The sequence below is a fragment of the Pseudomonas sp. S06B 330 genome (assembly GCF_002845275.2).
In the GTDB taxonomy this organism is placed as follows: domain Bacteria; phylum Pseudomonadota; class Gammaproteobacteria; order Pseudomonadales; family Pseudomonadaceae; genus Aquipseudomonas.
In genome coordinates, this window is sequence record NZ_CP088149.1 from 409,236 (window position 1) to 432,011 (window position 22,776).

The window sequence follows — 22,776 nt, forward strand, 5'->3', positions numbered from 1 at the left end:
TTCAATCCAAGCCTTTCCCCTCATGTCGAGGTGCACATTTAATGGGTGCGCCGAGTTCCTTACCTAGCGGCAAAATCCGCATGAATCCGCCGGTTTTCTACTTCGCGGCGAGTTTTATCCTCATTTTCGGACTGGTGGTCATCAGCAATCCGCAGGCGGCCGGCGAATGGTTGCTGGCGGCGCAGAACTGGGCGGCCAACACGGTCGGCTGGTACTACATGCTGGCGATGACGCTGTACCTGGTCTTCGTGGTGGTCACCGCCTTGTCCGGTTACGGCAAGATCAAGCTCGGTGCCGACCACGACGAACCCGAGTTCAGCTACTTGTCCTGGGCCGGCATGCTCTTCGCCGCTGGCATCAGTATTACCTTGTTCTTCTTTTGCGTCTCCGAACCACTGACTCACATGCTCCAACCGCCCCAAGGGGAAGCCGGAACAGTCGAGGCCGGGCGTCAGGCCATGCAGTTGCTGTTCCTGCATTGGGGCCTGCATGGCTGGGGGGTGTTTGCCTTCGTCGGTATGGCCCTGGCCTACTTCGCCTATCGGCATAACCTGCCGCTGGCGCTGCGCTCAGCGCTCTACCCGCTGATCGGCAAGCGTATCAACGGGCCCATCGGCTATGCCGTGGACGGCTTTGGCATTATTGCCACGGTCTTTGGTCTGGGCGCGGACATGGGCTTTGGTGTACTGCACCTGAACTCGGGCCTGGACTACCTGTTTGGCATTCCTCATACCCAATGGGTGCAGGTGGCGCTGATCACCCTGATGATGGGCGCGGCGGTAGCGGTGGCGGTGGCCGGAGTCGAGAAGGGTGTGCGGGTGATGTCCGACATCAACATGTTCCTGGCCTGTGCGCTGCTGTTGTTCGTGCTGTTCGCCGGGCCTACCCAGCACCTGTTCAATACCTTGATTCAGAACCTGGGTGATTACCTCGGAGCGCTGCCGCGTAAGAGCTTCGACGTCTATGCCTACAACGAAGCCCGTGACTGGCTGGGCGGCTGGACCGTGTTCTACTGGGCCTGGTGGATTGCCTGGGCGCCTTTTGTCGGTCTGTTCATTGCGCGGATTTCCCGTGGCCGGACCATTCGCGAGTTTGTCTTCGGCGTGCTGCTGATCCCGCTGGGTTTCACCCTGGCGTGGATGTCGATCTTCGGCAACAGCGCAATGTCGCAGGTGCTCGATCACGGTATGACTGCATTAGGCCAATCAGCCATCGACAACCCGTCGATGACGCTTTACCTGCTGCTGGAAACCTATCCGTGGAGCAAGGCCGTGATCGCGGTCACGGTGTTCATCAGCTTTGTGTTTTTCGTTACCTCTGCCGACTCTGGCACCGTGGTGCTGTCGACCTTGTCGGCCCGCGGGGGTAACCCTGATGAAGACGGCCCGAACTGGTTGCGGGTGTTCTGGGGCGCAATGACTGCCCTGGTAACGATCGGCCTGTTGTTTGCCGGTAGCATCGACTCGTTGAAGTCAGCGGTGGTGCTGACCTCACTGCCATTCTCGGTGATCCTCCTGGCGATGATGTGGGGCCTGCACAAGGCGTTCTACCTGGAGTCGCAGCGGCAGATTGCGCAGTTGCATTCGCTGGCACCGTTCGCCAACTCGCGCCGCGGCCGTGGTGGCTGGCGCCAGCGCTTGAGCCAAGCGGTGCACTTCCCATCACGGGATGAGGTCTATCGGTTCATGGATGACGTGGTGCGCCCGGCGATTGCCGAGGTCACTGAAGTGTTCGTCGAGAAGGGCCTGAACGTCATCACCCAGGAAGACCCGAGCCATGACAACGTCAGTCTGAAGATTGGCCATGGTGAGGAGCAGCCGTTCATCTATCAGGTGCAGATGCGTGGCTACTTCACGCCATCGTTCGCCTTGGGCGGGCTGGGCACCCAGGAGCTGAAGAACCGTCGCTACTACCGTGCCGAGGTGCATCTGAGCGAAGGCAGCCAGGACTATGACCTGGTGGGCTACAGCAAGGAGCAGATCATCAACGACATCCTCGATCAGTACGAGCGGCATATGCAGTTCTTGCATCTGGTGCGTTGACCCTGCTGGCCTAATCGCCGACAAGATCGACTCCCACATTGGCTAAGGTTGAACCTTAGTCCTGTGGGAGCCGGCCTTGCCGGCGATAGCTACACCGCAGACTCAGAACGGTGCATCCCCCAGGATTGTTGCCCGATGCATTACCCGCCGCTGTGGCCGGTAATCATCCACCGCATAATGCTGAGTCACGCGGTTATCCCAGAACGCTACGTCGTTCTCCTGCCAGCGCCAGCGAATGGTGAACTCCGGCCGGGTGGTATGGGCAAATAGCAGTTTGAGTATCGCCTCGCTTTCCGCCTCGCTCAGCTCGTTTATTCGCGTGGTGAATCCTTCATTGACGAACAGCGACTTGCGCCCGCTGACCGGGTGCGTACGGATCACCGGGTGTGACAGTGGCGGGTTGTTGCGCCGCGTCGCTTCCCAGCGCGCAAGGTCTTCAGGCGTAGTGCCGAAGCGCTCCAACGGAAACGACTTGGTGAAGTCATGGGTTGCGCTCAAACCATCGAGCAACTGTTGCAGCGGTGCCGACAATGCCTCGAAGGCGGCGATACCGCTGGCCCACAAGGTATCGCCACCGTAGGCCGGTAGCTGCTTGGCGCTGAGCACTGCACCCAGTGCCGGGGTCGGCAGGAAGGTGACATCGGTATGCCAGACAGCGTTGTCGCGCACGTCGGTTACCGCCGTGTCGAGAACCAGCACCTGCGGCGTTTCCGGCACATTGGGGTAGATCGGATGGATATGCAGGTCACCAAACCGAGCGGCGAAGTCGGCCTGCTGTTGCGGGTTGATTGGCTGCTCGCGAAAGAACAGCACCTGATGCTTGAGCAAGGCCTGTTCGATGGCATCACGGTGTTCGCTGCTGATCTCACGGCTGAGGTCAACGCCGCTGATCTGTGCGCCGAGGGCAATGCTCAGCGGGGTAATAGTCAGGCTCATGGTTGTTCTCGCTTAGGCTTCAATGGCTCTGGCCATGCCAGGGCACTAACTTACGCTGCAGGGCACGCAGCCCCATTTCCAGAGCGAAGGCAATCAAGGCGATCACCAGAATGCCCAGCACCACTACATCAGTGACCAGGAACTGCGCAGCCGACTGGACCATGAAACCCAGGCCGCTGGTGGCGGCTATCAATTCGGCAGCCACCAGGGTCGACCAACCGACGCCCAGGCCGATGCGCACACCGGTGAGGATATCGGGCAGGGCGCTGGGCAGAATCACATGGCGAATCAACTGTGCCCGCGAAGCACCCAACGATTGCGCCGCACGCAGCTTGGTCGGGTCGACAGTGCGCACGCCGGTGGCGGTCGCAATGGCAATGGGCGCAAAGATCGCCAGGTAGATCAGCAGTACCTTGGACAGCTCTCCGATGCCGCACCAGATCACGATCAGCGGCAAGTAGGCCAAGGGTGGAATAGGCCGGTAGAACTCGATCAGCGGGTCGAGGATGCCGCGGGCGATGCGGTTGTGGCCGATGGCGATGCCGATCGGAATCGCGGTGACAATCGCCGCACCCAGCGCCAGGCCGATGCGTCCCAGGCTCGCGCCCAGGTGTTGCCACAGGGTCGATTCCATATAGCCTTGCGTCAGCAGCAACCAGGCCTTGGCCAGTACCGCTTCCGGGGGTGGCAGGAACAGTGGCTCAATCCATTGAGCGGCGGTCACTGCCCACCACAGCAGGAGCAAGGTGAGAAGGGTCAGGCTGCTGATCCAGCGTGTGCTCAGGCTGCGACGAGGCTTGGCAACCGGTGTTGTTGGGTTTTTGCGTTTGGCCGCGACCGACACGTCCAGGCTGCTCATGCAAACTCCTGCCGCACGGCGGCGCTGCGTTGGGAAAACACCCGACTGAGCACGTGCTCGCGGGTTTCGATAAAGCGTGGGTCGGATTTGATCGTCCGGGCCGACTCTCCCGCGGCGTAGCGCTGACCGAAATCCAGCTGCAGGCGCTCGACGATCTGCCCAGGATTGGGCGCCAGGAGGATCAGGTCAGTGGCGAGGAACACGGCTTCTTCGATGTCGTGAGTAATCAGGAACACCGGTTTCGCCGTACGTTGCCAGACCTGCAGAAGCAGCTCCTGCATTTGTTCTCGGGTAAAGGCATCCAGGGCGCCGAATGGCTCGTCCATCAGCAGCACGCGTGGGTCGGCGGCCAATGCGCGGGCCAGGCCCACGCGTTGTTTCTGACCGCCGGACAACTGCCAGATGCGGCGCTTGCCGAAATCGGCCAGGTCTACCAGGGCGAGCATTTCCTGCGCCTTGCGTTCACGCTCCGGGCGCGCCACGCCCGCCAATTCCAGACCGAAGGCAACGTTGGCCAGAACATCCTGCCAGGGCAGCAGGGCGTCATCCTGAAACACCACGCCGCGCTCGGCACTTGGCCCTTGCACGGCCACCCCATCAAGGGTGATACGCCCAGCACTGGGCGCAACAAAGCCGGCAATCAAGTTGAGCAGTGAAGTTTTGCCGCTACCCGAAGGGCCGAGGGCCACCAGCAGTTGCTGTGGGCCCAGGCTCAGGTTGATGTCGGCCAGCACCGGTTCGGCTGCGCCGGGGTACTGTGCGCTGATACGCTCCAGTTCAAGCAATGCCATGACGAGCTCCGATCAATTGGCGATGAACTTGGCGCTGACGTAGGGCGCGTAGTCCGGCAGTACTGCCTCGACCTTGCCTTGCTCTTTAAGGAAGGTGGCGGTGTCGGTGATGGCCTGGGTGGTCGGCGCGCCGAGGGCGGCTACCTGATCAGCGGCCAGCGGGAACACGTTGCCCTGCAGCAAGCCCGGAATATCACTGGCCTTAGCGCCGGAGAGCTTGACCAGCTTGTCGACGTTGCTTTGATTGGCCAGCCAGGCTTGAGGGTCTTTGCGGTAGTCGGCATAGGCATCCAGGGTGACTTTGGCAAAAGCTTTGACGATTTCAGGGTGCTTGACGGCGAAGTCCTTGCGCACGATCCAGGCATCGAAGGTCGGTGCGCCTTTCTCGGCCAGTTCACCGGAAGTGATCAGCACCTTGCCGTTTTCCTTGGCGACACCCAGTGCAGGGTCCCAGACGTAGGTGGCATCAATATCGCCCCGCTTCCAGGCGGCAATGATCGCCGGTGGCGCCAGGTTGAGGATCTGTACCTTGGCCGGGTCGATGTTCCACTGTTTAAGTGCAGCCAGCAGGCTGTAATGACCGGTTGAAACGAACGGCACGGCGATTTTCTTGCCGACCAGGTCCTGAGGCGAGTTGATCCCGGCGCCATCACGTGCCACCAGGGCTTCGGCCGCGCCGATCTGCGTGGCGATCAGGAAGGTCTCCACGGGCAGCTTGCGGGTGGCGGCGGCGGCCAGGGGGCTGGAGCCGAGGTAACCGATCTGTACATCGCCGGAGGCGACGGCGGTAATTACATCGGCACCACTGTCAAACTTGCGCCAGTCGATACTGGCTTTGCTGGCTTTTTCGTAGTCGCCGTTGACCTGGGCGACTTTCGCCGGGTCCACGGTAGTCTGGTAGGCAACAGTCAGGTCGGCCGCCTGGGCAAACCAGCTTGCACCGGTCAGGGTCAGGGCGGCAAACAGGCGCAGCGGAGCATGCAGGGTCATGGTGAACTCCTTGTCAGGCGGTCGGTGGGAAGCAATGGCTGAAAGGCTAAATGATCTAAGAAAAGTAAAATAAATAACTTTTTAGCATTAGCTTAGGAGCCAATCGCTTTAAGTGACCGGGCCTGGACAGCAAGCGGTCATCCTCTAAACCTGACGATGGTCAATGCCAAGGCCTACAGAACACGAAAAGATGCGGGTGAGTTGCAGAAGGGGGCGGTAGGTAAACGCGGGGTCTCAAACGCTGAGCGATCTAAAAACCTGCAAGCAAATAGCCTTTAGGAATTTGCGCGTGTGCCGACAACGGCAGCGGAGAAAATTTCGGTCCATATTCCGTAATAATCTGAAAAATTACGAAATAAGTCTTTTTGGATTTATAGGATTGTCATTATCCTTGACGCCAAGGGTTGACGTATTAGACCAAAGTCGTGAAATGAATCGTTACGATTGACTTGACGGTCACGCTTTGGTGCTAATCGCCAATCGACGTCGAGCGGGACACAAAGATCCCGCCGTAAGCGACACACAAAAATTAGAAATGAGAGGAGCAAAACATGTACAAGTCGACCTTGGCATTCGCCGTGGCCGTGGGGGTTCTGGCCCAACAGGCGAACGCCGCCGGTTTCGTGGAAGACAGCAAGCTGTCGCTCAGTTCGCGAACCATGTATTTCGATCACGATGACCGTGAGACTGGGAGCAACAGCAGCCGGGAATCTGGTCAAGGTTTCAAGCTCGATTATATCTCGGGTTTCACCGAGGGTGTCGTTGGTTTTGGTGTGGACGCTCAAGCCCTTTGGGGTATTCACCTGGACGGTGGCAAAGGCCATCACCCGAACAACAGTAGCTTCTTCCCAAGCGACACTGATGGTTCGGCTGTAAGCCAATGGGGTCGTTTTGGTGCTAACGCTAAAGCGCGCTTCTCCAAGACTGAAGCTCATTTCGGTAGCGCTCTGGCACCAAACCTACCAATCCTGGTTTCGAACGATGGTCGTCTGCTGCCGCAAACGTTTGAAGGCGGCACCATTCAGACTAAAGAAATCGACAACCTGACCATCAATGCGGGTCAATTGACTCACGCTATGGGCCGGGCATCGAGCAACCGTACTGGTTTGTCTGTCGCCGGCATTGGCGCAACTCAGGACAGTAACAAATTCCAGTTCGCCGGTGGCGATTGGAAGGTCACCAAAGACCTGACCCTGCAGTACTACTACTCGAACCTGGAAGACTTCTACAAGCAGCACTTCCTGGGTCTGGTACACGTACTGCCAATTGCTGAAGACCAGTCGTTCAAAACCGACCTGCGCTACTTCGACAGCAGTTCGGATGGTAAGAACGGCGAGGTTGGCTATCAGTTCAGCAACAACGGCGGTTATGCCAAGAACACTGGCGAGGTCGACAACAAAACCTGGAGCGCCATGTTCACCTACACCCTGGGTGGCCATGCATTCCTGTTGGGTCATCAGCAAATCGGTGACGACGGTGGTTTCGTCTGGCTGAACCAGGGCAACGTGGTTGACGGTAATGGCCGCAACGAAGGTGCCGGTGGTGCAAGCTTCTACCTCTTCACCGATAGCATGATCAACCAGTTTGCCCGTGCCGGTGAAAACACCACGTTCGGTCAGTACTCCTATGACTTCGCCCGCTTGGGTGTTCCAGGTCTGAAGACTTCGATCTCCTACCTGCGTGGTGATGACATCCGTAACAAGAGCGGAGACGGCTCTTACAACGAATGGGAACGCGATGCTCGCATCGACTACGTCATTCAGGAAGGTACCTTCAAAGGCCTGGGCACCAGCCTGCGTCACGGTGTCTATCGTGGCAGCGGCGAAGCCGGTGCCGACGTGGACCAAACCCGCCTGATCTTCAACTACACTTACAGCTTCATGTAAGTCCGGTTGAACCAAGAAGCCTCGCTCTAACGCGAGGCTTTTTTTTACCTATCGATCAATAGAGTTAAAAGTTATAAACAAATCAATATTTATTCTTTTTGTTTTTATTCCATCGCAGGCACAGTGAACCCATAACGAACCCAGCCAAGGAGCCGCACCATGAGCCTCAGACTCGGCGACATCGCCCCCGACTTCGAACAGGAATCCAGCGCCGGCCAGATCCGTTTCCATGAATGGCTGGGCAACAGTTGGGGCGTGTTGTTCTCGCACCCGGCCGACTTCACCCCGGTGTGCACCACTGAGCTTGGTTTTACCGCCAAGCTCAAGGAGCAGTTCGCTGAACGTGGGGTCAAGGCCATCGCCTTGTCGGTGGACCCGGTGGACTCCCACCACCGCTGGATCGAAGACATCAACGAAACCCAGAACACCATCGTCAACTTCCCGATCCTGGCCGATGCCGATCGCAAGGTGTCTGACCTTTACGACCTGATTCATCCCAATGCCAGCGATACCCTGACCGTACGGTCCTTGTTCGTCATCGACCCGAACAAGAAGATTCGCCTGACCATCACTTATCCGGCCAGCACCGGGCGCAACTTCCACGAGATTTTGCGCGTGATCGACTCGTTGCAGCTGACCGACAACCACAAGGTCGCCACACCGGCCAACTGGCAGGACGGTGATGAGGTGGTAATTGTGCCGTCGCTCAAGGACGAAGACGAAATCAAACAACGCTTTCCTAAAGGTTACCGGACGGTCAAGCCGTACTTGCGCCTGACCCCGCAACCTAATCGCTGATCTTTAGCCATAGCAGGGATTTTGGGGCCGTTTCGACGGCCCTTTTTTTGTTTTGTTACGAGGCAAAGCTATAGTTCTTAAAAGAATAAACAAATAAAAAAATATGATTTATTGATATATGTATGTAGCTGTTAAGGTCAATCTATTCCAGCGAGAAACTCAACCTCGCGGCCCTCTAGAACACGATCAAGGATGCGTTCCAATGCTGGTTGTTTCTCTCGGTGGTAGTCCCAGTTTGCGTTCACGCTCCGGCGTGCTGCTTGAGCGCAGCCGCCAGTGGTTGCAAGGCCAGGGCGTGGAAGTGGTGACCTTCCAGGTCCGCGACTTTCCCGCCGAAGACTTGTTGCATGCACGCTTCGACAGCCCCAGGGTCCAGCACTTTCTGCAACTGGTAGAGCAGGCTGACGGCTTGATCGTCGCCACCCCGGTATACAAGGCGTCGTTTGCCGGTGCACTGAAAACCCTGCTCGACCTGCTGCCCGAACGCGCCTTGAGTCACAAGGTGGTGTTGCCGATCGCCACTGGCGGCAGCATCGCTCACATGCTGGCGGTGGATTACGCCCTCAAGCCAGTGCTGTCTGCACTCAAGGCCCAGGAAACCCTGCAAGGGATCTTCGCCGATGACAGCCAGATCGCCTACGGCCAAGGCAGCGCCGCCGCGCAGTTGGCACCCGCGCTGGAGCAGCGCCTGTACGAATCGCTGGAACAGTTTCACAGCGCCCTGGCCCGTCGACCCAAGCCGCTCGCGCCAGGTGTATTGAACGAACGCTTGCTCAGTGCTCGCTGGAGCATCTGAGGCGTACAACCCGAACCTCTGTAATTCCCACCTTACTCGCCCGCCAACGGGCAAGCAGGTGCAGCCTGAACCCAACAGCAAAAGGAGAGCGCTATGCGCACTGTCATTTTGCGTCGTGGTCTGGTCGCTCTGTTTGCTGCGGCTGTGTCCTTCGGCGCCATTACTCAAGCTCAGGCTGAAAGCCTGCGTATCGGCTATCAGAAATACGGCACCCTGGTGCTGCTCAAAGCCAAGGGCTCGCTGGAAAAGCGTCTGGCTGCCCAGGGCGTGCAGGTGCAATGGACGGAGTTCCCAGGCGGTCCGCAGCTGCTTGAAGGCTTGAACGTCGGCTCCATCGACTTTGGTGTCACTGGCGAAACCCCGCCAGTATTTGCCCAGGCTGCTGGCGCTGACTTGCTGTATGTCGCCTATGAACCCCCTGCTCCGCACAGCGAAGCGATTCTGGTGCCCAAGGGCTCGCCGATCCAGTCAGTGAAGGAACTCAAGGGCAAGAAAGTCGCGCTGAACAAGGGGTCCAACGTGCATTACCTGTTGGTGCGCGCCTTGGAGGATGCCGGCCTCAAATACACCGATATCCAACCGGTGTTCCTGCCGCCTGCTGATGCCCGCGCCGCGTTTGAGCGCGGCAGTGTCGATGCCTGGGTGATCTGGGATCCCTATCAGGCGGCGGCCGAACAGCAGTTGCAGGCGCGCACCCTGCGCGACGGCAACGGCATCGTCGATAACCACCAGTTTTACCTGGCAACCAAGCCCTACGCGCAAAAACACCCTGAAGTGATCAGCACGCTGGTCGAGGAAGTCCGTGCGGTCGGTGAGTGGTCCCAGGCCAATCCGCAGGAGGTCACCGAGCAGGTGGCGCCACTGCTGGGCTTGTCGGCTGACATCACTCTGACCTCGGTCAAACGCCAGGGCTATGGCGCGCACTTCCTGACCCCGGAAGTGGTCAGCGCCCAGCAGAAAATCGCCGACACCTTCCACACGCTCAAGCTGATACCCAAGCCGTTGAGCATCAAGGATGTGATCTGGACTCCCCCGGCCAAGGTCGCTAGCGCGCCTTGACGATTTGCCCATGCCGGGGCGTTGCCCCGGCTTGCGTTCCCCTTAGGAGACAACTCCGATGAGCCTCAATATTTTCTGGTTTCTTCCTACCCACGGCGACGGCCACTACCTGGGCACCGCCGAAGGTGCACGCGCCGTCGATCACGGCTATCTGCAGCAGATAGCCCAGGCTGCCGACCGCTTGGGGTTTGGCGGGGTATTGATCCCGACCGGTCGCTCTTGCGAAGACTCCTGGCTGGTCGCGGCATCGCTGATTCCCGTCACCCAGCGCCTGAAGTTCCTCGTTGCCCTGCGTCCCGGGATCATCTCGCCGACTGTGGCAGCCCGTCAGGCCGCGACCCTGGATCGTCTCTCCGGCGGCCGTGCATTGTTCAACCTGGTCACCGGTGGCGATCCAGAAGAGCTATCCGGTGACGGTCTGTTCCTCAGCCACGAAGAGCGCTACCAGGCCTCGGTGGAGTTCACCCGTATCTGGCGGCGCGTGCTGGAAGGCGAAACTGTCGATTACGACGGCCAGCACATCCAGGTCAAAGGCGCCAAGTTGCTCTACCCTCCGATCCAGCAGCCACGTCCACCGCTGTACTTTGGTGGCTCCTCGGAAGCGGCCCAGGACCTGGCTGCCGAACAGGTCGAGTTGTACCTGACCTGGGGTGAACCGCCGACCGCGGTTGCGCAAAAGATCGAGGAAGTCCGTGCCAAAGCCGCCAAGCAAGGACGCACAGTACGTTTCGGTATCCGACTGCACGTGATTGTGCGCGAAACCAATGCTGAGGCCTGGCAGGCTGCCGAGCGGCTGATTTCGCACCTGGACGACGACACCATCGCGCGTGCTCAAGCGTCGCTGGCGCGCTTTGACTCGGTGGGCCAGCAACGCATGGCCGCGCTGCATGGCGGCAACCGTGACAACCTGGAAGTCAGCCCCAATCTCTGGGCCGGTGTCGGCCTGGTGCGTGGTGGTGCCGGCACCGCCCTGGTGGGCGATGGCCGGACGGTGGCCGAGCGGGTCAAGGAATATGCCGCCCTGGGCATCGATACCTTCATCTTCTCTGGTTATCCACACCTTGAAGAGTCATACCGGGTTGCTGAACTGCTCTTTCCGCACCTGGATGTGCAGCGTCCAGAGCTGCCGAAAAGCTCAGGTTACGTGAGCCCTTTTGGCGAGATGGTCGCAAACGACATCCTGCCCAAGTCCACGGCGCAGCGCTGAGGGTCGGGTTATGAGTCGAGTATCCACTCCTTGGCCCCAGCGCCTGGCACCCTGGGCGCTGCCATTGCTTTTGCTAGCAATCTGGCAACAGGCAGTCAGCGTCGGCTGGCTGTCGACGCGCATCCTGCCTGCTCCGAGCGCGGTGTTCAGTGCCGGTGTTGAGCTGATTCGCAGCGGTGAAATCTGGACCCACCTGGCCATCAGTGGCTGGCGAGCTGGGCTTGGTTTTCTGATTGGTGGCGCGATCGGCTTGGCGCTGGGGTTTATCACCGGACTGTCGAAGTGGGGCGAACGCTTACTCGACAGCTCGGTACAGATGATCCGTAACGTGCCGCACCTGGCGCTGATCCCATTAGTGATCCTGTGGTTCGGCATTGATGAGTCGGCGAAGATTTTTCTGGTGGCCCTGGGCACCCTGTTCCCGATTTACCTCAACACCTACCACGGCATCCGCAATGTCGATCCGGCGCTGGTGGAAATGGCGCGCAGTTATGGTCTGTCCGGCTTCGAGCTGTTTCGCCAGGTGATTCTGCCCGGCGCCTTGCCCTCTATCCTGGTTGGCGTGCGCTTTGCCTTGGGCTTTATGTGGTTGACCTTGATCGTTGCTGAAACCATTTCGGCCAACGCAGGCATCGGCTATCTGGCGATGAATGCCCGTGAGTTCCTGCAGACCGACGTGGTGGTGCTGGCGATTGTTCTGTATGCCGTGCTCGGCAAGCTTGCCGATCTCGCGGCGCGAGGCCTGGAGCGGGTCTGGCTGCGCTGGCATCCGGCTTATCAACCGACCCGGGGAGAGGGCGCATGACCATCCTCCAAGAAGCACCCGCGCGGTTACTGCGCGGTATACCGCTGGCGGCCAATAACCTGCAGAAAACCTTTGGCCAGCGCCAGGTCCTGCGTGACATCGACCTGCATGTTCCAGCCGGACAATTCGTGGCCATCGTTGGCCGAAGCGGCTGTGGCAAGAGCACGCTGTTGCGTTTGCTTGCGGGGCTCGATCAGCCCACCGGTGGCGAGCTATTAGCGGGCTCTGCGCCATTGAGTGAGGCACGTGAAGACACCCGGCTGATGTTCCAGGAGGCACGTTTGCTGCCGTGGAAAAAGGTCATCGACAACGTCGGCCTGGGGTTGTCTGGCAACTGGCGGCCACAGGCATTGCAAGCCCTGGAGGCGGTCGGCCTGGCCGAGCGTGCCAATGAATGGCCGGCGGCACTGTCGGGTGGGCAAAAGCAGCGTGTGGCCCTGGCCCGTGCCCTGATCCATCAGCCGCGCCTGCTGTTGCTCGACGAGCCATTAGGTGCGCTGGATGCCCTGACCCGTATCGAGATGCAGCAACTGATCGAACGGCTCTGGCGCCAGCATGGCTTTACGGTGTTGTTGGTCACTCACGATGTCAGCGAAGCGGTGGCGGTTGCTGACCGGGTGATCCTCATCGAAGACGGTGAAGTGGGACTGGATTTGATCGTTGACCTGACGCGTCCCCGTGCACGTGGCTCCCATCGTCTGGCAGCGCTGGAAAGCGAAGTTCTCAACCGTGTGCTCTCGGTGCCGGCGGCACCGCCTGAACCGGAACCCGTAGCACCTTTGCCGACGCAACTGCGTTGGGCTCTCTAACCTGAAGGAAGTAAGCAGATGACTATCAAAGCGATCAACGTACGTAACCAGTTCAAAGGCACTGTTAAGGAAATTCTCGAAGGCCCGGTGTTGTCGGAAATCGACGTGCAGACGGCTTCGGGCATTGTCACCTCGGTGATCACCACCCGGTCGGTACGTGAGCTGGAGCTGACCATTGGCAGTGAGGTAATTGCCTTTGTGAAATCCACAGAAGTGTCGATTGCCAAGCTTTGAGCCCGTGGCAGGGCACCGGTCTCAGGCTGCGATCGAGTGCGAACGGCCGTCTTCGGGCCCTTCGTGGCGACCGTATGACGACTGCTTCGCAGCCGATCGCAGCCTGGCGGCAGCGGCTACGGGTTGATCTTGCGCTTAGGCAAAAAAGGCGGCAGGTACAACCCCAGATACGCATCAAACACGCGCATGCCTTCCTCAGCCATGCGCGGCGTAATCTGCCCATGCAGTTGCACTGAGCGGGCATAGACCCGATCCCCCAGCTCCATGGCTAGGGCAAACACATCGACATCTTCCGGTAGTACCGGTAACTGGAAGTGCTGGGCGAACAACGCGTGCATCTGCTCGCCCAGTTCGAGGTCGTGCTGACGGTCAGCCTGGGTCACTTCGCTCAAGCCATGCTGGGCGAGGATCAATTGACGGGCAGCAGCATCCTCGTTGTAGATGCTCAGCATGCGCAGTTCTACTAGGCGCGAGAGGTCGTGCCAGGTGTTCAGCGCCGCTGCTTCGACCGGTGCCGCGAGGCACGCGCGAAAGGCGCCGTGCACGTCGGCAGTCAAGGCTTCGAGCAGTGCTGGGACACTGGCGAAAAAGTGATACACCGATGACGGCGGAATCTGTGCCCGCTCGGCGACACTGTAGATCGACAGGCTGGCCACGCCTTCGTTGGCCAGCAGGGTTCGCGCCGCCTCAAGGATCGAGTCGATCCGCGCCTGGCTACGGGCGCGGGGTTTGCGCGGGGTGACGGTACGGGTCATGTCAGTTGCTGATCGCCAGGATGCTGGCCTGGTAAGCGCTGACGAACAGGTCGAAGTCGACCTTGTTCTCTTCGCGCTCCAGTTTGGCCTGGGCTTCCAGGGACTCACGTGCTGCTGCTTCGAAACGCTGTTGCTCGCCTGCCGGCAAAGCCTTGGCGCGGAAGAACTCAGCATGCGCCTGGCTCTGACGCAGGGCAAAGCGACTGAAGCTTTCCTTGTGCTCGCTCATGCTCGCCAGTACTTGCGCCGACGGCGTCAGGGACGGGTCGCTGACCTTGGCCCTTTGCAGTTCAAGGGCTTTGCCGTGCTCGTCGCTGTCCTGGCTGCGGTCAAGCAGTGCGGCCAGCGGCGCAATACGCTCGAGCAGCTCATTGGCCCATTCCTTGAGCTCCACCGGCTTGCCATGGCGCTCCAGCATCAAGCCTGGGCGACGACCTTGCTTGACCACATTGAGGAAGTTGTCCGTGCAGTTGCCGCACTCCAGGGAGCCCAACAGTGGACTGCTATCCAGGGCGCAGAACAGCAGGAAGGCATCGAGGAAGCGTGATTCGGGCAGGTCGATGCCGGTCGGCAGGAACGGGTTGATGTCCAGGCAGCGTACTTCGACGTACTGGATGCCCCGGGCCATCAGCGCCTGGATAGGACGCTCGCCGCTGTAGGTCACACGCTTGGGACGGATGTTGGAGTAGTACTCGTTTTCGATCTGGAGAATGTTGGTGTTCAACTGCACCCACTCGCCATCCTTGTGCGTACCGATTTCCACATAGGGCGCATACGGGGTGGCGACGGCCTTGCGCAGGCTGTCGGTGTAGCTGTTCAGATCGTTGTAGCAGGGTGTCAGGCCGGCCTGGGCGTTGCTCTGGTATCCCAGGTCACTCATACGCAGGCTGGTGGCGTATGGCAGGTAGAGCGTATCGGCATCGAACTGTTCGAGCTGATGGGCGCGGCCGCGAAGGAAACCGGCATCCAGCGCCGGCGAGGCACCGAACAGGTACATCAGCAACCAGCTGTAACGGCGGAAGTTACGGATCAGGGCGATGTAGGCAGCCGACTGATAATCGCGGTCATCCAGGCTGCTGCCTTCAGCGTCACGCAGCAGCGGCCAGAGTTTTTCCGGCAGCGAGAAGTTGTAGTGAATCCCGGCGATGCACTGCATGGTGCGGCCGTAACGCAGGGCCAGGCCCTTGCGGTACACGTACTTGAGCTGACCGATGTTGGAGCTGCCGTACCAGGCGATCGGAATGTCTTCCTCCGCGGGCAGCGGGCAAGGCATCGACGGGCTCCACAGGTACTCGGTGCCCAACTGGGTGTAGGCGAAGCGGTGGATGTTCTCCAGGCTTTCGAGGGTCTGCGCAGGGTCAGCCAGTGCTGGAGTAATGAACTCCAGCAACGACTCGGAATAGTCGGTGGTGATCTGCTCGTGGGTCAACGCCGCGCCGAGAGCCTCGGGGTGCGGGGTCTGTGCCAGGCGACCTTGTTCGGTCACACGCAAGCATTCGCGCTCGATGCCGTGCAGGCACTGCTTGAGCAGGGAGAGGTTGTCGCCTTGGCCGAGCAGGCTCAGGCGGCGGTTGAGAAGTTCGCTCAAGATGGATTCCTTCACGCATCAGTCGCCCCAATATGGGGGTGGAAATGACGGTCTACAAGGGTGGACAGAGGAACTGGCGTTGTCGCCTGGTTTTGGCCGGCTTTCGGCAGTGCCTGCGCTCTGCCGAAAGTATCGCAATTTGGTCACTCGCGGCTAGAGGACGACGAACGTTCCCTGGGCTTTGGCCACCAGTTTGTCGTCCTGGTGTACCTCGGCGTCGACCACCAGGGTTCGACGTCCAGCGTGTAGCACACGGGCGATGCACAACACTTCACCATCGCCCACCGCGCGCAGGTAGTTGATCTTGCACTCCAGGGTCACGCTTTGCTGATCGAAACCATGGGCGCTGGAGCAAGCCAGGCCCATGGCGGTATCGACCAGGCTGAAGATTGCCCCGCCATGCAGCTTGCCGCCGCGGTTACGCAGATGCGGCTCCAGCGCCAGCGTCATCTCTGCAACGCCCGCTTCCAGGCGTTGCAGACGGCAGCCAAGCAACTGGCTGAAGGCGCTGAGGACCACCTCTTGCTGAGCGTCCATCACTTCTTCTTCAGTTGCTTGGCGTTGGCAAACAGCGCGGCCATGGCGTTGTTGGCCGGGGCCGGAGTTTCCTTGGCGCGGGCCGGGGCGCTCTGCTGGCGCGGTGCCGAACCTGGACGGCTGCCACGGGCGCCATCGATTTTCTCACCGGGGGTGTCGCTCATGCGCATCGACAGGCCAACGCGTTTGCGCGGGATGTCGATTTCCATGACCTTGACCTTGACCACGTCGCCGGCCTTGACCGCTTCACGCGGGTCTTTGATGAACTTCTCCGACAGCGCCGAGATGTGCACCAGACCGTCCTGGTGCACGCCGATATCGACGAAGGCACCGAAGTTGGTGACGTTGGTGACCACACCTTCGAGGATCATCCCCAACTGCAGGTCCTTGAGGTCTTCGACACCTTCCTGGAACTCGGCGGTCTTGAATTCAGGGCGTGGGTCGCGGCCGGGCTTGTCCAGTTCCTGGAGGATGTCGGTAACGGTCGGCAGGCCGAAGGTTTCATCGGTGAACTTTTTTGGGTCCAGGCGCTTGAGGAAACCGCTGTCACCAATCAGCGAGCGGATATCGCGGTCGGTTTCGGCGGCGATGCGCTGTACCAGTGGGTAGGCCTCAGGGTGAACGGCCGAAGCGTCCAGCGGGTTGTCACCGTTCATTACGCGTAGGAAACCGGCAGCTTGTTCGAAGGTTTTTTCGCCCAAACGACTGACTTTTTTCAGCGCAGCACGAGTTTTGAAAGCGCCGTTGGCGTCACGGTGACTGACAATATTCTGCGCCAGGGTGCTGTTGAGGCCGGAAATGCGTGCCAGCAACGCCACCGAGGCGGTGTTGACGTCGACGCCGACGGCGTTCACGCAGTCCTCGACCACAGCATCCAGGCCGCGCGCCAGCTTGAGCTGGGAGACATCATGCTGGTACTGGCCGACACCGATGGATTTCGGGTCGATCTTCACCAGTTCGGCCAGTGGGTCCTGCAGGCGGCGAGCGATGGAAACCGCGCCGCGGATCGATACGTCCAGATCAGGAAATTCACGGGCCGCCAGCTCGGAAGCCGAATACACCGAAGCACCGGCTTCGGAGACCATGATCTTGGTCATTTTCAGAGCTGGGTATTTTTTGATCAGTTCAGCAGCGAGCTTATCGGTTTCACGGCTGGCGGTGCCGTTACCGATGGCGATCAGCTCGACCGAGTGCTTGGCGCACAGGGCCGCGAGTACAGCGATGGTCTGGTCCCACTGATTTTTCGGCACATGCGGGTAGACGGTGGCAGTGTCGAGCAGTTTGCCGGTGGCGTCGACGACGGCGACCTTGCAGCCGGTACGCAGGCCCGGGTCAAGGCCCAGGGTGGCGCGTGGGCCCGCCGGCGCAGCCAGCAGCAGATCGTGCAGGTTGTGGGCAAAGACGTTGATTGCCTCACCTTCGGCGTTGTCGCGCAGTTCACCGAACAGATCGGTTTCCAGGTGGCTGTAGAGTTTCACCTTCCACGTCCAGCGCACCACCTCGCCCAGCCATTTGTCGGCAGGGCGATTCTGGTTTTGCAGGCCGAAACGTTCGGCAATCATCATTTCGCATGGGTGCAGGGTACCCGGCAGTTCTTCGCCGACTTTCAGCGACGCGGCCAGCACGCCTTCGTTACGGCCACGGAAAATCGCCAGGGCACGGTGCGACGGTACGCTCTTGAGCAGCTCGTCGTGTTCGAAGTAGTCACGGAACTTGGCGCCTTCTTCTTCCTTGCCAGCCACCAGGCGAGCACTGAGCACCGCTTCTTGCTTGAGGAAGCTGCGCAGCTTGTCGAGCAGGCTGGCGTCTTCGGCGAAGCGCTCCATGAGGATGTACTTGGCGCCTTCGAGGGCGGCCTTGACGTCCGCCACGCCTTTTTCGGCGTCGACAAAACGTGCGGCTTCGGTTTCCGGGCTCAGCTGCGGGTCATGCAACAGACCATCGGCCAGCTCGCCCAGGCCGGCTTCCAGGGCGATCTGGCCCTTGGTGCGGCGCTTTTGTTTATACGGCAGGTAAAGGTCTTCAAGACGCGTCTTGGTGTCGGCCAGTTTGATCTCGCGGGCAAGCTCCGGCGTCAGTTTGCCTTGCTCTTCAATGCTGGCAAGGATACTGGCGCGGCGATCGTCCAGCTCGCGCAGGTAGCGCAAGCGCTCTTCCAGATGACGCAGTTGGGTGTCGTCCAGGCTGCCGGTCACTTCTTTACGGTAACGGGCAATAAAAGGCACCGTCGAGCCTTCATCAAGCAGAGCGACGGCCGCTTCGACCTGTTGCGGGCGGACACCGAGTTCCTCGGCGATGCGGCTGTTGATGCTGTCCATAAAACCACCTGACAAATTGTGAAAACAAAGGCCGCGGGCGGGCGCCATGGGGCGCTTGGATCAATGCGGCACTGGCTGAAAGCGGCGCATTATACCCAGCGCGCCGGGCTTGCGGTGATAGCAGCACGCCAGCCCTGGCCAGGCAGAACTGGCGCACAGGGAAAAATCTGCTAACAATGCACACGGCACGGTCAATGGCGGCTAAGCCATAATGCGTGCCGAGATTAGAGGAGTTATCCATGAGCAGCACTGCACAAACCGCTGAAGGCGAAAAAATTCTCATCGTCGACGACGACCCGGGCTTGAGCAGCCTGCTGGAACGATTTTTCACCAGCAAGGGCTATCGTGCCCGTGCGGTGCCCAATACCGAACAGATGGACCGCTTGTTGGCTCGCGAGGTCTTCAACTTGGTGGTCCTCGACCTGATGCTGCCTGGCGAGGATGGTCTGACCGCCTGTCGCCGGTTGCGCGCCGCGAATAATCAGATCCCGATCATCATGCTCACCGCCAAAGGTGACGAGCTGAGCCGTATCAAAGGCCTGGAGCTGGGCGCTGACGACTATCTGGCCAAACCGTTCAACCCCGATGAGTTGATGGCCCGGGTCAAGGCGGTGTTGCGTCGCCAGGCGCCAGCGGTACCGGGCGCGCCGGGCAGCGAGGACGAAACCGTTACGTTCGGTGACTACGAGCTGTCGCTGGCCACTCGCGAGCTCAAGCGTGGTGAAGAAGTCCACATGCTCACCACCGGTGAGTTTGCGGTGCTCAAAGCGCTGGTGATGCATGCCCGCGAGCCGCTGACCCGAGACAAACTCATGAACCTGGCCCGTGGCCGTGAATGGGACGCCTTGGAGCGCTCCATCGATGTACAGATCTCTCGTCTGCGCCGCATGATCGAGCCCGATCCGTCCAAGCCTCGCTATATCCAGACTGTCTGGGGCGTGGGTTATGTGTTCGTGCCGGATGGCAATGCCAGCAAGTGATGTGTCGTTTGTAGGAGCCAGTCACCGCAAGCAGGGCGGACCTTCGGGTTGCCCTGTTTTTGCGTGTGCCGAGATCCGCAAAGTCTGCGAGCCATGCTCGCTCCTGCAAAGTGTGTAGCCGTTGTCGATGAAAACGCCCCTGTGGTTCCCGCAAAGCTTCTTCGCCCGCACCCTCTGGCTGGTGCTGATCGTCGTTCTGTTTTCAAAGGCCCTGACGCTGGTCTACCTGCTGATGAACGAAGACGTGCTGGTCGACCGCCAGTACAGTCACGGTGTCGCCCTGACCCTGCGCGCCTATTGGGCGGCCGACGAGTCCAATCGGGACAAAATCGCCGAGGCTGCCGGGTTGATCCGCGTGGTCGGTTCCGGTGTGCCTGAAGGTGAGCAGCATTGGCCTTACAGCGAGATCTACCAGCGTCAGATGCAAGCTGAGCTGGGGGCTGACACTGAAGTGCGCCTGCGCATACACGCGCCACCGGCGTTGTGGGTAAGGGCGCCGAGCCTGGGAGATGGCTGGTTGAAGGTGCCGCTGTATCCGCACCCGTTGCGTGGGCAGAAAATCTGGAGCGTGTTGGGCTGGTTCCTGGCCATCGGCCTGTTGTCCACAGCGTCGGCGTGGATCTTTGTCCGCCAGCTCAACCAGCCGCTCAAACGTCTGGTGTTCGCTGCTCGACAGCTGGGTCAGGGGCGCAGTGTCAGGTTGCCAATCAGCGATACACCCAGCGAAATGACCGAGGTCTACCGGGCGTTCAACCAGATGGCTGAAGACGTCGAGCAGGCCGGGCGCGAGCGGGAATTGATGCTCGCCGGTGTCTCCCATGACTTGCGCACGCCGCTCACGCGTTTGCGTTTGTCGTTGTCGTTGCTGGCCAACGAGAGCGACCTGACTGACGACATGGTGCGCGATATTGAAGATATGGACGCGATCCTTGACCAGTTTCTCGCATTCATCCGTGACGGGCGGGATGAGCCGGTAGAAGAGGTCGACCTGAGCGATCTGGTGCGCGAGGTGGTGGCGCCCTTCAACCAGCCAGAGGAGCGGGTACGCCTGTGTCTTGAGCCCATTCCGCCCTTCCCGTTGCGTAGGGTATCGCTCAAGCGCTTGTTGAATAATCTGATTGGTAACGCCTTGTATCACGCCGGAAAGGGCGTTGAAGTGGCGGCCTATGTGTCTGGCGACAGCAGCGCCCCTTACGTGGTGCTCAGCGTGCTGGACCGGGGGGCGGGCATCGACCCGAACGAGCTGGAGGGTATCTTCAACCCGTTCATTCGTGGCGACCGCGCCCGCAGTGGCAAGGGCACGGGGCTGGGGCTGGCGATCGTCAAGCGGATCGCCGCCCAGCATGGCGGCAATGTTGAGCTGCGCAACCGCTCCGGCGGTGGGCTCGAAGCCCGAGTGCGCCTGCCGCTAGGGCTGTTGCTGCCGCGCGACGCAGTCTAGCCTTTGCCTTTGGTGCGGGTCAGGTTTGGCCCGCCGTTCTTCTCCAGATGTTCGATGATCATCCCGGCAACGTCTTTGGTGGTGGTGACTTCAATGCCTTCCAGGCCGGGCGAGGAATTCACTTCCATCACCAGTGGGCCGTGATTCGAACGCAGAATATCCACACCGGCGACGCTTAAACCCATGACCTTGGCGGCACGAATTGCAGTCATGCGCTCCTCGGGGGTGATCTTGATCAGGCTGGCGCTGCCGCCGCGGTGCAGGTTGGAGCGAAACTCGCCGGGCTTGGCCTGGCGTTTCATCGAGGCAATCACCTTGTCGCCGACCACGAAGCAACGAATGTCGGCGCCTCCGGCCTCCTTGATGTATTCCTGAACCATGATGTTCTGTTTCAGGCCCATGAAGGCCTCAATCACCGATTCGGCTGCCTTGGTGGTTTCACACAGGACCACGCCGATACCCTGGGTGCCTTCCAGCACCTTGATCACCAGCGGCGCGCCGTTGACCATCTGGATCAGGTCGGGGATATCGTCGGGGGAGTGCGCAAAGCCAGTGACCGGCAGGCCAATGCCGCGTCGCGACAGCAACTGCAGCGAGCGCAATTTGTCCCGCGAGCGGGCGATGGCGACCGACTCGTTCAACGGGAACACGCCCATCATCTCGAATTGGCGCAGTACCGCGCAGCCATAGAACGTCACTGAGGCACCGATGCGCGGAATGACTGCATCAAAGCCTTCGAGGGGCTTGCCGCGGTAGTGGATCTGCGGCTTGTGGCTGGCGATGTTCATATAGGCGCGCAGGGTATCGATCACGACCATCTCATGGCCTCGTGCAGTACCGGCTTCAACCAGACGACGAGTGGAATACAGACGCGGGTTACGCGACAGCACGGCGATCTTCATGCAACACCTGTGGAAGGAGAAATAGTGGCCGGAAATGCCGGCTTGTCCTGAACGTACTTGAGACCCGGATTGACCACCAACTGGCCATGGATCAGGGCTTTGGAACCTAGTAACAGGCGATAACGCATGGCCTTGCGACAGGCCAGGGTGAACTCCACTTCCCAGACCCGGTCACCGAGTGCCAGTGGCGTGCGGATCACGTAACGGATCTGGGCGTGGCCGTTGGAGCTCTTGATAGTTTTCATGGTCACCAGCGGCGCTTCGCAGCGGCGGTGACGCAATTGCACGACTGAGCCCAGGTGCGCGTTGAAGCGTACCCAGGGTTCGCCATTGCGCTCGAAGGTCTCGACCTCGGTGGCGTGCAGGCTTGAGGTACTGGCGCCGGTGTCGATCTTGGCGCGCAGGCCTGCTACCCCGAGGTCGGGCAAGGCTACCCACTCGCGCAGGCCGATCACAGTCAAATGGTCAAATGTCTTCAAATTGCTCAACCAGCGTAGAAAGTCGCAAGGCCAGAATCGGCATGCGCGACAGGTCGGTGAACTGTAAGCACGCCGCGGTTTTTTTGCATCCGCCAGATACGGTAGTACAGTTCCGTTTACGAAATTAAGCGGGGAAATGTCATGGCACAAAAGTCGGAAGAGGACGATAAGGTCCGCCTGGACAAATGGCTATGGGCAGCACGTTTCTACAAGACCCGGGCGCTGGCCAAGGCGGCCATCGAAAGTGGCAAGGTGCACTGTCGGGGGGAGCGATGCAAGCCGGGCAAAGAGCCACGGGTCGGTGACGAATTTGTCTTGCGCACCGGCTTTGACGAGCGCACGGTGGTGGTCAAGGCCCTTTCGGTGGTGCGCCGTGGCGCGCCCGAGGCCCAGACGCTGTACGAAGAAACCACCGAGAGTATCGAGCGGCGCGAGAAGGCAGCCGCCATGCGCAAGGCTGGCGCCTTGGGCGTGACGACCGATGGTCGGCCGACCAAGAAACAGCGGCGCCAACTCCATCAGCTTCACGACAGCGCCGGTTAACGGGCGCGGAGCGCACTGATA

22 protein-coding genes are annotated in these 22,776 nt (G+C 60.2%); 12 read left to right on the plus strand and 10 right to left on the minus strand.

Going from position 1 to position 22,776, the window contains the following annotated elements; all coding sequences use genetic code 11:
• The first annotated feature begins 80 nt into the window (after positions 1-80).
• Positions 81-2,042: a choline transporter BetT gene (gene betT, locus CX511_RS01905; protein WP_177327745.1), complete on the plus strand. Its 1,962-nt coding sequence runs from the start codon at positions 81-83 to the stop codon at positions 2,040-2,042.
• A gap of 102 nt (positions 2,043-2,144) precedes the next feature.
• On the opposite strand, the gene tauD is transcribed toward betT, so the two are convergent.
• From tauD to tauA, 4 genes are read right to left on the minus strand one after another with little or no spacing between them, the layout of a single operon-like run.
• Positions 2,145-2,978 carry a taurine dioxygenase gene (gene tauD / locus CX511_RS01910; protein ID WP_101293096.1) on the minus strand — a complete coding sequence of 278 codons (834 nt, stop codon included), beginning with the start codon at positions 2,976-2,978 and terminating at the stop codon, positions 2,145-2,147.
• Positions 2,979-2,997: 19 nt separating this feature from the next.
• Positions 2,998-3,837, minus strand: coding sequence for a taurine ABC transporter permease TauC (gene tauC, locus CX511_RS01915; protein WP_101293095.1), 840 nt, complete (start codon positions 3,835-3,837; stop codon positions 2,998-3,000).
• Positions 3,834-4,628 carry a taurine ABC transporter ATP-binding subunit gene (tauB, locus tag CX511_RS01920; RefSeq protein ID WP_101293094.1) on the minus strand — a complete coding sequence of 265 codons (795 nt, stop codon included), beginning with the start codon at positions 4,626-4,628 and terminating at the stop codon, positions 3,834-3,836. Before tauB ends, tauC begins: the two co-directional genes overlap by 4 nt.
• 12 nt (positions 4,629-4,640) lie before the next feature.
• Positions 4,641-5,618 carry a taurine ABC transporter substrate-binding protein gene (gene tauA / locus CX511_RS01925; protein WP_045180983.1) on the minus strand — a complete coding sequence of 326 codons (978 nt, stop codon included), beginning with the start codon at positions 5,616-5,618 and terminating at the stop codon, positions 4,641-4,643.
• 551 nt (positions 5,619-6,169) lie between these two features.
• On the opposite strand from tauA, the gene CX511_RS01930 reads away from it, so the two are divergent.
• The 8 genes from CX511_RS01930 (at position 6,170) to CX511_RS01965 (ending at position 13,212) form a co-directional block, all read left to right on the plus strand.
• A complete protein-coding gene (locus CX511_RS01930; RefSeq protein WP_101293093.1) occupies positions 6,170-7,504 on the plus strand; it encodes an OprD family porin in 1,335 nt (444 codons plus the stop codon).
• A 159-nt stretch (positions 7,505-7,663) separates the two neighbouring features.
• The gene (locus tag CX511_RS01935) at positions 7,664-8,302 is read left to right on the plus strand and encodes a peroxiredoxin (protein ID WP_101293092.1); all 639 of its coding nucleotides are present in this window, start codon (positions 7,664-7,666) and stop codon (positions 8,300-8,302) included.
• A gap of 202 nt (positions 8,303-8,504) precedes the next feature.
• The gene (gene ssuE / locus CX511_RS01940; protein ID WP_045180975.1) at positions 8,505-9,098 is read left to right on the plus strand and encodes an NADPH-dependent FMN reductase; all 594 of its coding nucleotides are present in this window, start codon (positions 8,505-8,507) and stop codon (positions 9,096-9,098) included.
• 93 nt (positions 9,099-9,191) lie between these two features.
• Positions 9,192-10,157 (plus strand): sulfonate ABC transporter substrate-binding protein, encoded by a 966-nt coding sequence (locus CX511_RS01945; protein WP_101293091.1) that lies wholly within the window; start codon positions 9,192-9,194, stop codon positions 10,155-10,157.
• 58 nt (positions 10,158-10,215) lie between these two features.
• The gene (gene ssuD, locus CX511_RS01950) at positions 10,216-11,364 is read left to right on the plus strand and encodes an FMNH2-dependent alkanesulfonate monooxygenase (RefSeq protein WP_045180968.1); all 1,149 of its coding nucleotides are present in this window, start codon (positions 10,216-10,218) and stop codon (positions 11,362-11,364) included.
• 10 nt (positions 11,365-11,374) lie between these two features.
• Positions 11,375-12,169, plus strand: coding sequence for an aliphatic sulfonate ABC transporter permease SsuC (gene ssuC / locus CX511_RS01955; protein WP_101293090.1), 795 nt, complete (start codon positions 11,375-11,377; stop codon positions 12,167-12,169).
• Positions 12,166-12,978 carry an aliphatic sulfonates ABC transporter ATP-binding protein gene (gene ssuB, locus CX511_RS01960; protein WP_045180964.1) on the plus strand — a complete coding sequence of 271 codons (813 nt, stop codon included), beginning with the start codon at positions 12,166-12,168 and terminating at the stop codon, positions 12,976-12,978. Before ssuC ends, ssuB begins: the two co-directional genes overlap by 4 nt.
• Positions 12,979-12,996: 18 nt before the next feature.
• Entirely contained in the window at positions 12,997-13,212 is a 216-nt protein-coding gene (locus CX511_RS01965; RefSeq protein WP_010221227.1) for a TOBE domain-containing protein, read from the plus strand.
• 116 nt (positions 13,213-13,328) lie between these two features.
• On the opposite strand, the gene CX511_RS01970 is transcribed toward CX511_RS01965, so the two are convergent.
• The 4 genes from CX511_RS01970 to CX511_RS01985 form a co-directional block, all read right to left on the minus strand.
• On the minus strand, positions 13,329-13,967 hold the full coding sequence (locus CX511_RS01970) for a TetR/AcrR family transcriptional regulator (RefSeq protein WP_045180959.1): 639 nt from the start codon (positions 13,965-13,967) through the stop codon (positions 13,329-13,331).
• 1 nt (position 13,968) lies between these two features.
• Positions 13,969-15,555: a glutamate--cysteine ligase gene (gene gshA / locus CX511_RS01975; protein WP_045180956.1), complete on the minus strand. Its 1,587-nt coding sequence runs from the start codon at positions 15,553-15,555 to the stop codon at positions 13,969-13,971.
• 153 nt (positions 15,556-15,708) lie between these two features.
• Positions 15,709-16,092, minus strand: coding sequence for a PaaI family thioesterase (locus tag CX511_RS01980; protein WP_045180954.1), 384 nt, complete (start codon positions 16,090-16,092; stop codon positions 15,709-15,711).
• The gene (locus tag CX511_RS01985) at positions 16,092-18,410 is read right to left on the minus strand and encodes a Tex family protein (RefSeq protein WP_101293089.1); all 2,319 of its coding nucleotides are present in this window, start codon (positions 18,408-18,410) and stop codon (positions 16,092-16,094) included. The genes CX511_RS01980 and CX511_RS01985 overlap by 1 nt, the downstream gene beginning before the upstream one ends.
• A gap of 239 nt (positions 18,411-18,649) precedes the next feature.
• Here CX511_RS01985 and ompR point away from each other — a divergent pair, with 239 nt between their 5' ends.
• Complete coding sequence (gene ompR, locus CX511_RS01990) at positions 18,650-19,390, plus strand: osmolarity response regulator transcription factor OmpR (RefSeq protein ID WP_045180947.1); 741 nt, start codon at positions 18,650-18,652, stop codon at positions 19,388-19,390.
• Positions 19,391-19,517: 127 nt separating this feature from the next.
• Entirely contained in the window at positions 19,518-20,831 is a 1,314-nt protein-coding gene (locus CX511_RS01995) for an ATP-binding protein (protein ID WP_045180944.1), read from the plus strand.
• On the opposite strand, the gene rimK is transcribed toward CX511_RS01995, so the two are convergent.
• On the minus strand, positions 20,828-21,733 hold the full coding sequence (rimK, locus tag CX511_RS02000; protein WP_045180940.1) for a 30S ribosomal protein S6--L-glutamate ligase: 906 nt from the start codon (positions 21,731-21,733) through the stop codon (positions 20,828-20,830). The two genes, CX511_RS01995 and rimK, sit on opposite strands and share 4 nt — an antisense overlap.
• Positions 21,730-22,212: a retropepsin-like aspartic endopeptidase RimB gene (gene rimB / locus CX511_RS02005; RefSeq protein ID WP_101293088.1), complete on the minus strand. Its 483-nt coding sequence runs from the start codon at positions 22,210-22,212 to the stop codon at positions 21,730-21,732. The genes rimK and rimB overlap by 4 nt, the downstream gene beginning before the upstream one ends.
• Before the next feature lie 141 nt (positions 22,213-22,353).
• Between rimB and CX511_RS02010 the strand changes: the two genes are divergently transcribed.
• On the plus strand, positions 22,354-22,755 hold the full coding sequence (locus CX511_RS02010; protein ID WP_045180936.1) for an RNA-binding S4 domain-containing protein: 402 nt from the start codon (positions 22,354-22,356) through the stop codon (positions 22,753-22,755).
• Positions 22,756-22,776 lie beyond the last annotated feature (21 nt).

Coding starts and splice junctions, on each gene's coding strand:
- ssuC (WP_101293090.1), top strand. CDS start 11,375: ATGAGTCGAGTATCCACTCCTTGGCCCCAGCGCCTGGCACCCTGGGCG.
- CX511_RS02010 (WP_045180936.1), top strand. CDS start 22,354: ATGGCACAAAAGTCGGAAGAGGACGATAAGGTCCGCCTGGACAAATGG.
- CX511_RS01965 (WP_010221227.1), top strand. CDS start 12,997: ATGACTATCAAAGCGATCAACGTACGTAACCAGTTCAAAGGCACTGTT.
- CX511_RS01980 (WP_045180954.1), bottom strand. CDS start 16,092: ATGGACGCTCAGCAAGAGGTGGTCCTCAGCGCCTTCAGCCAGTTGCTT.
- rimK (WP_045180940.1), bottom strand. CDS start 21,733: ATGAAGATCGCCGTGCTGTCGCGTAACCCGCGTCTGTATTCCACTCGT.
- tauA (WP_045180983.1), bottom strand. CDS start 5,618: ATGACCCTGCATGCTCCGCTGCGCCTGTTTGCCGCCCTGACCCTGACC.
- CX511_RS01970 (WP_045180959.1), bottom strand. CDS start 13,967: ATGACCCGTACCGTCACCCCGCGCAAACCCCGCGCCCGTAGCCAGGCG.
- ssuB (WP_045180964.1), top strand. CDS start 12,166: ATGACCATCCTCCAAGAAGCACCCGCGCGGTTACTGCGCGGTATACCG.
- betT (WP_177327745.1), top strand. CDS start 81: ATGAATCCGCCGGTTTTCTACTTCGCGGCGAGTTTTATCCTCATTTTC.
- CX511_RS01945 (WP_101293091.1), top strand. CDS start 9,192: ATGCGCACTGTCATTTTGCGTCGTGGTCTGGTCGCTCTGTTTGCTGCG.
- ssuE (WP_045180975.1), top strand. CDS start 8,505: ATGCTGGTTGTTTCTCTCGGTGGTAGTCCCAGTTTGCGTTCACGCTCC.
- tauC (WP_101293095.1), bottom strand. CDS start 3,837: ATGAGCAGCCTGGACGTGTCGGTCGCGGCCAAACGCAAAAACCCAACA.
- CX511_RS01930 (WP_101293093.1), top strand. CDS start 6,170: ATGTACAAGTCGACCTTGGCATTCGCCGTGGCCGTGGGGGTTCTGGCC.
- CX511_RS01995 (WP_045180944.1), top strand. CDS start 19,518: ATGAAAACGCCCCTGTGGTTCCCGCAAAGCTTCTTCGCCCGCACCCTC.
- ssuD (WP_045180968.1), top strand. CDS start 10,216: ATGAGCCTCAATATTTTCTGGTTTCTTCCTACCCACGGCGACGGCCAC.
- CX511_RS01985 (WP_101293089.1), bottom strand. CDS start 18,410: ATGGACAGCATCAACAGCCGCATCGCCGAGGAACTCGGTGTCCGCCCG.
- tauD (WP_101293096.1), bottom strand. CDS start 2,978: ATGAGCCTGACTATTACCCCGCTGAGCATTGCCCTCGGCGCACAGATC.
- ompR (WP_045180947.1), top strand. CDS start 18,650: ATGAGCAGCACTGCACAAACCGCTGAAGGCGAAAAAATTCTCATCGTC.
- tauB (WP_101293094.1), bottom strand. CDS start 4,628: ATGGCATTGCTTGAACTGGAGCGTATCAGCGCACAGTACCCCGGCGCA.
- CX511_RS01935 (WP_101293092.1), top strand. CDS start 7,664: ATGAGCCTCAGACTCGGCGACATCGCCCCCGACTTCGAACAGGAATCC.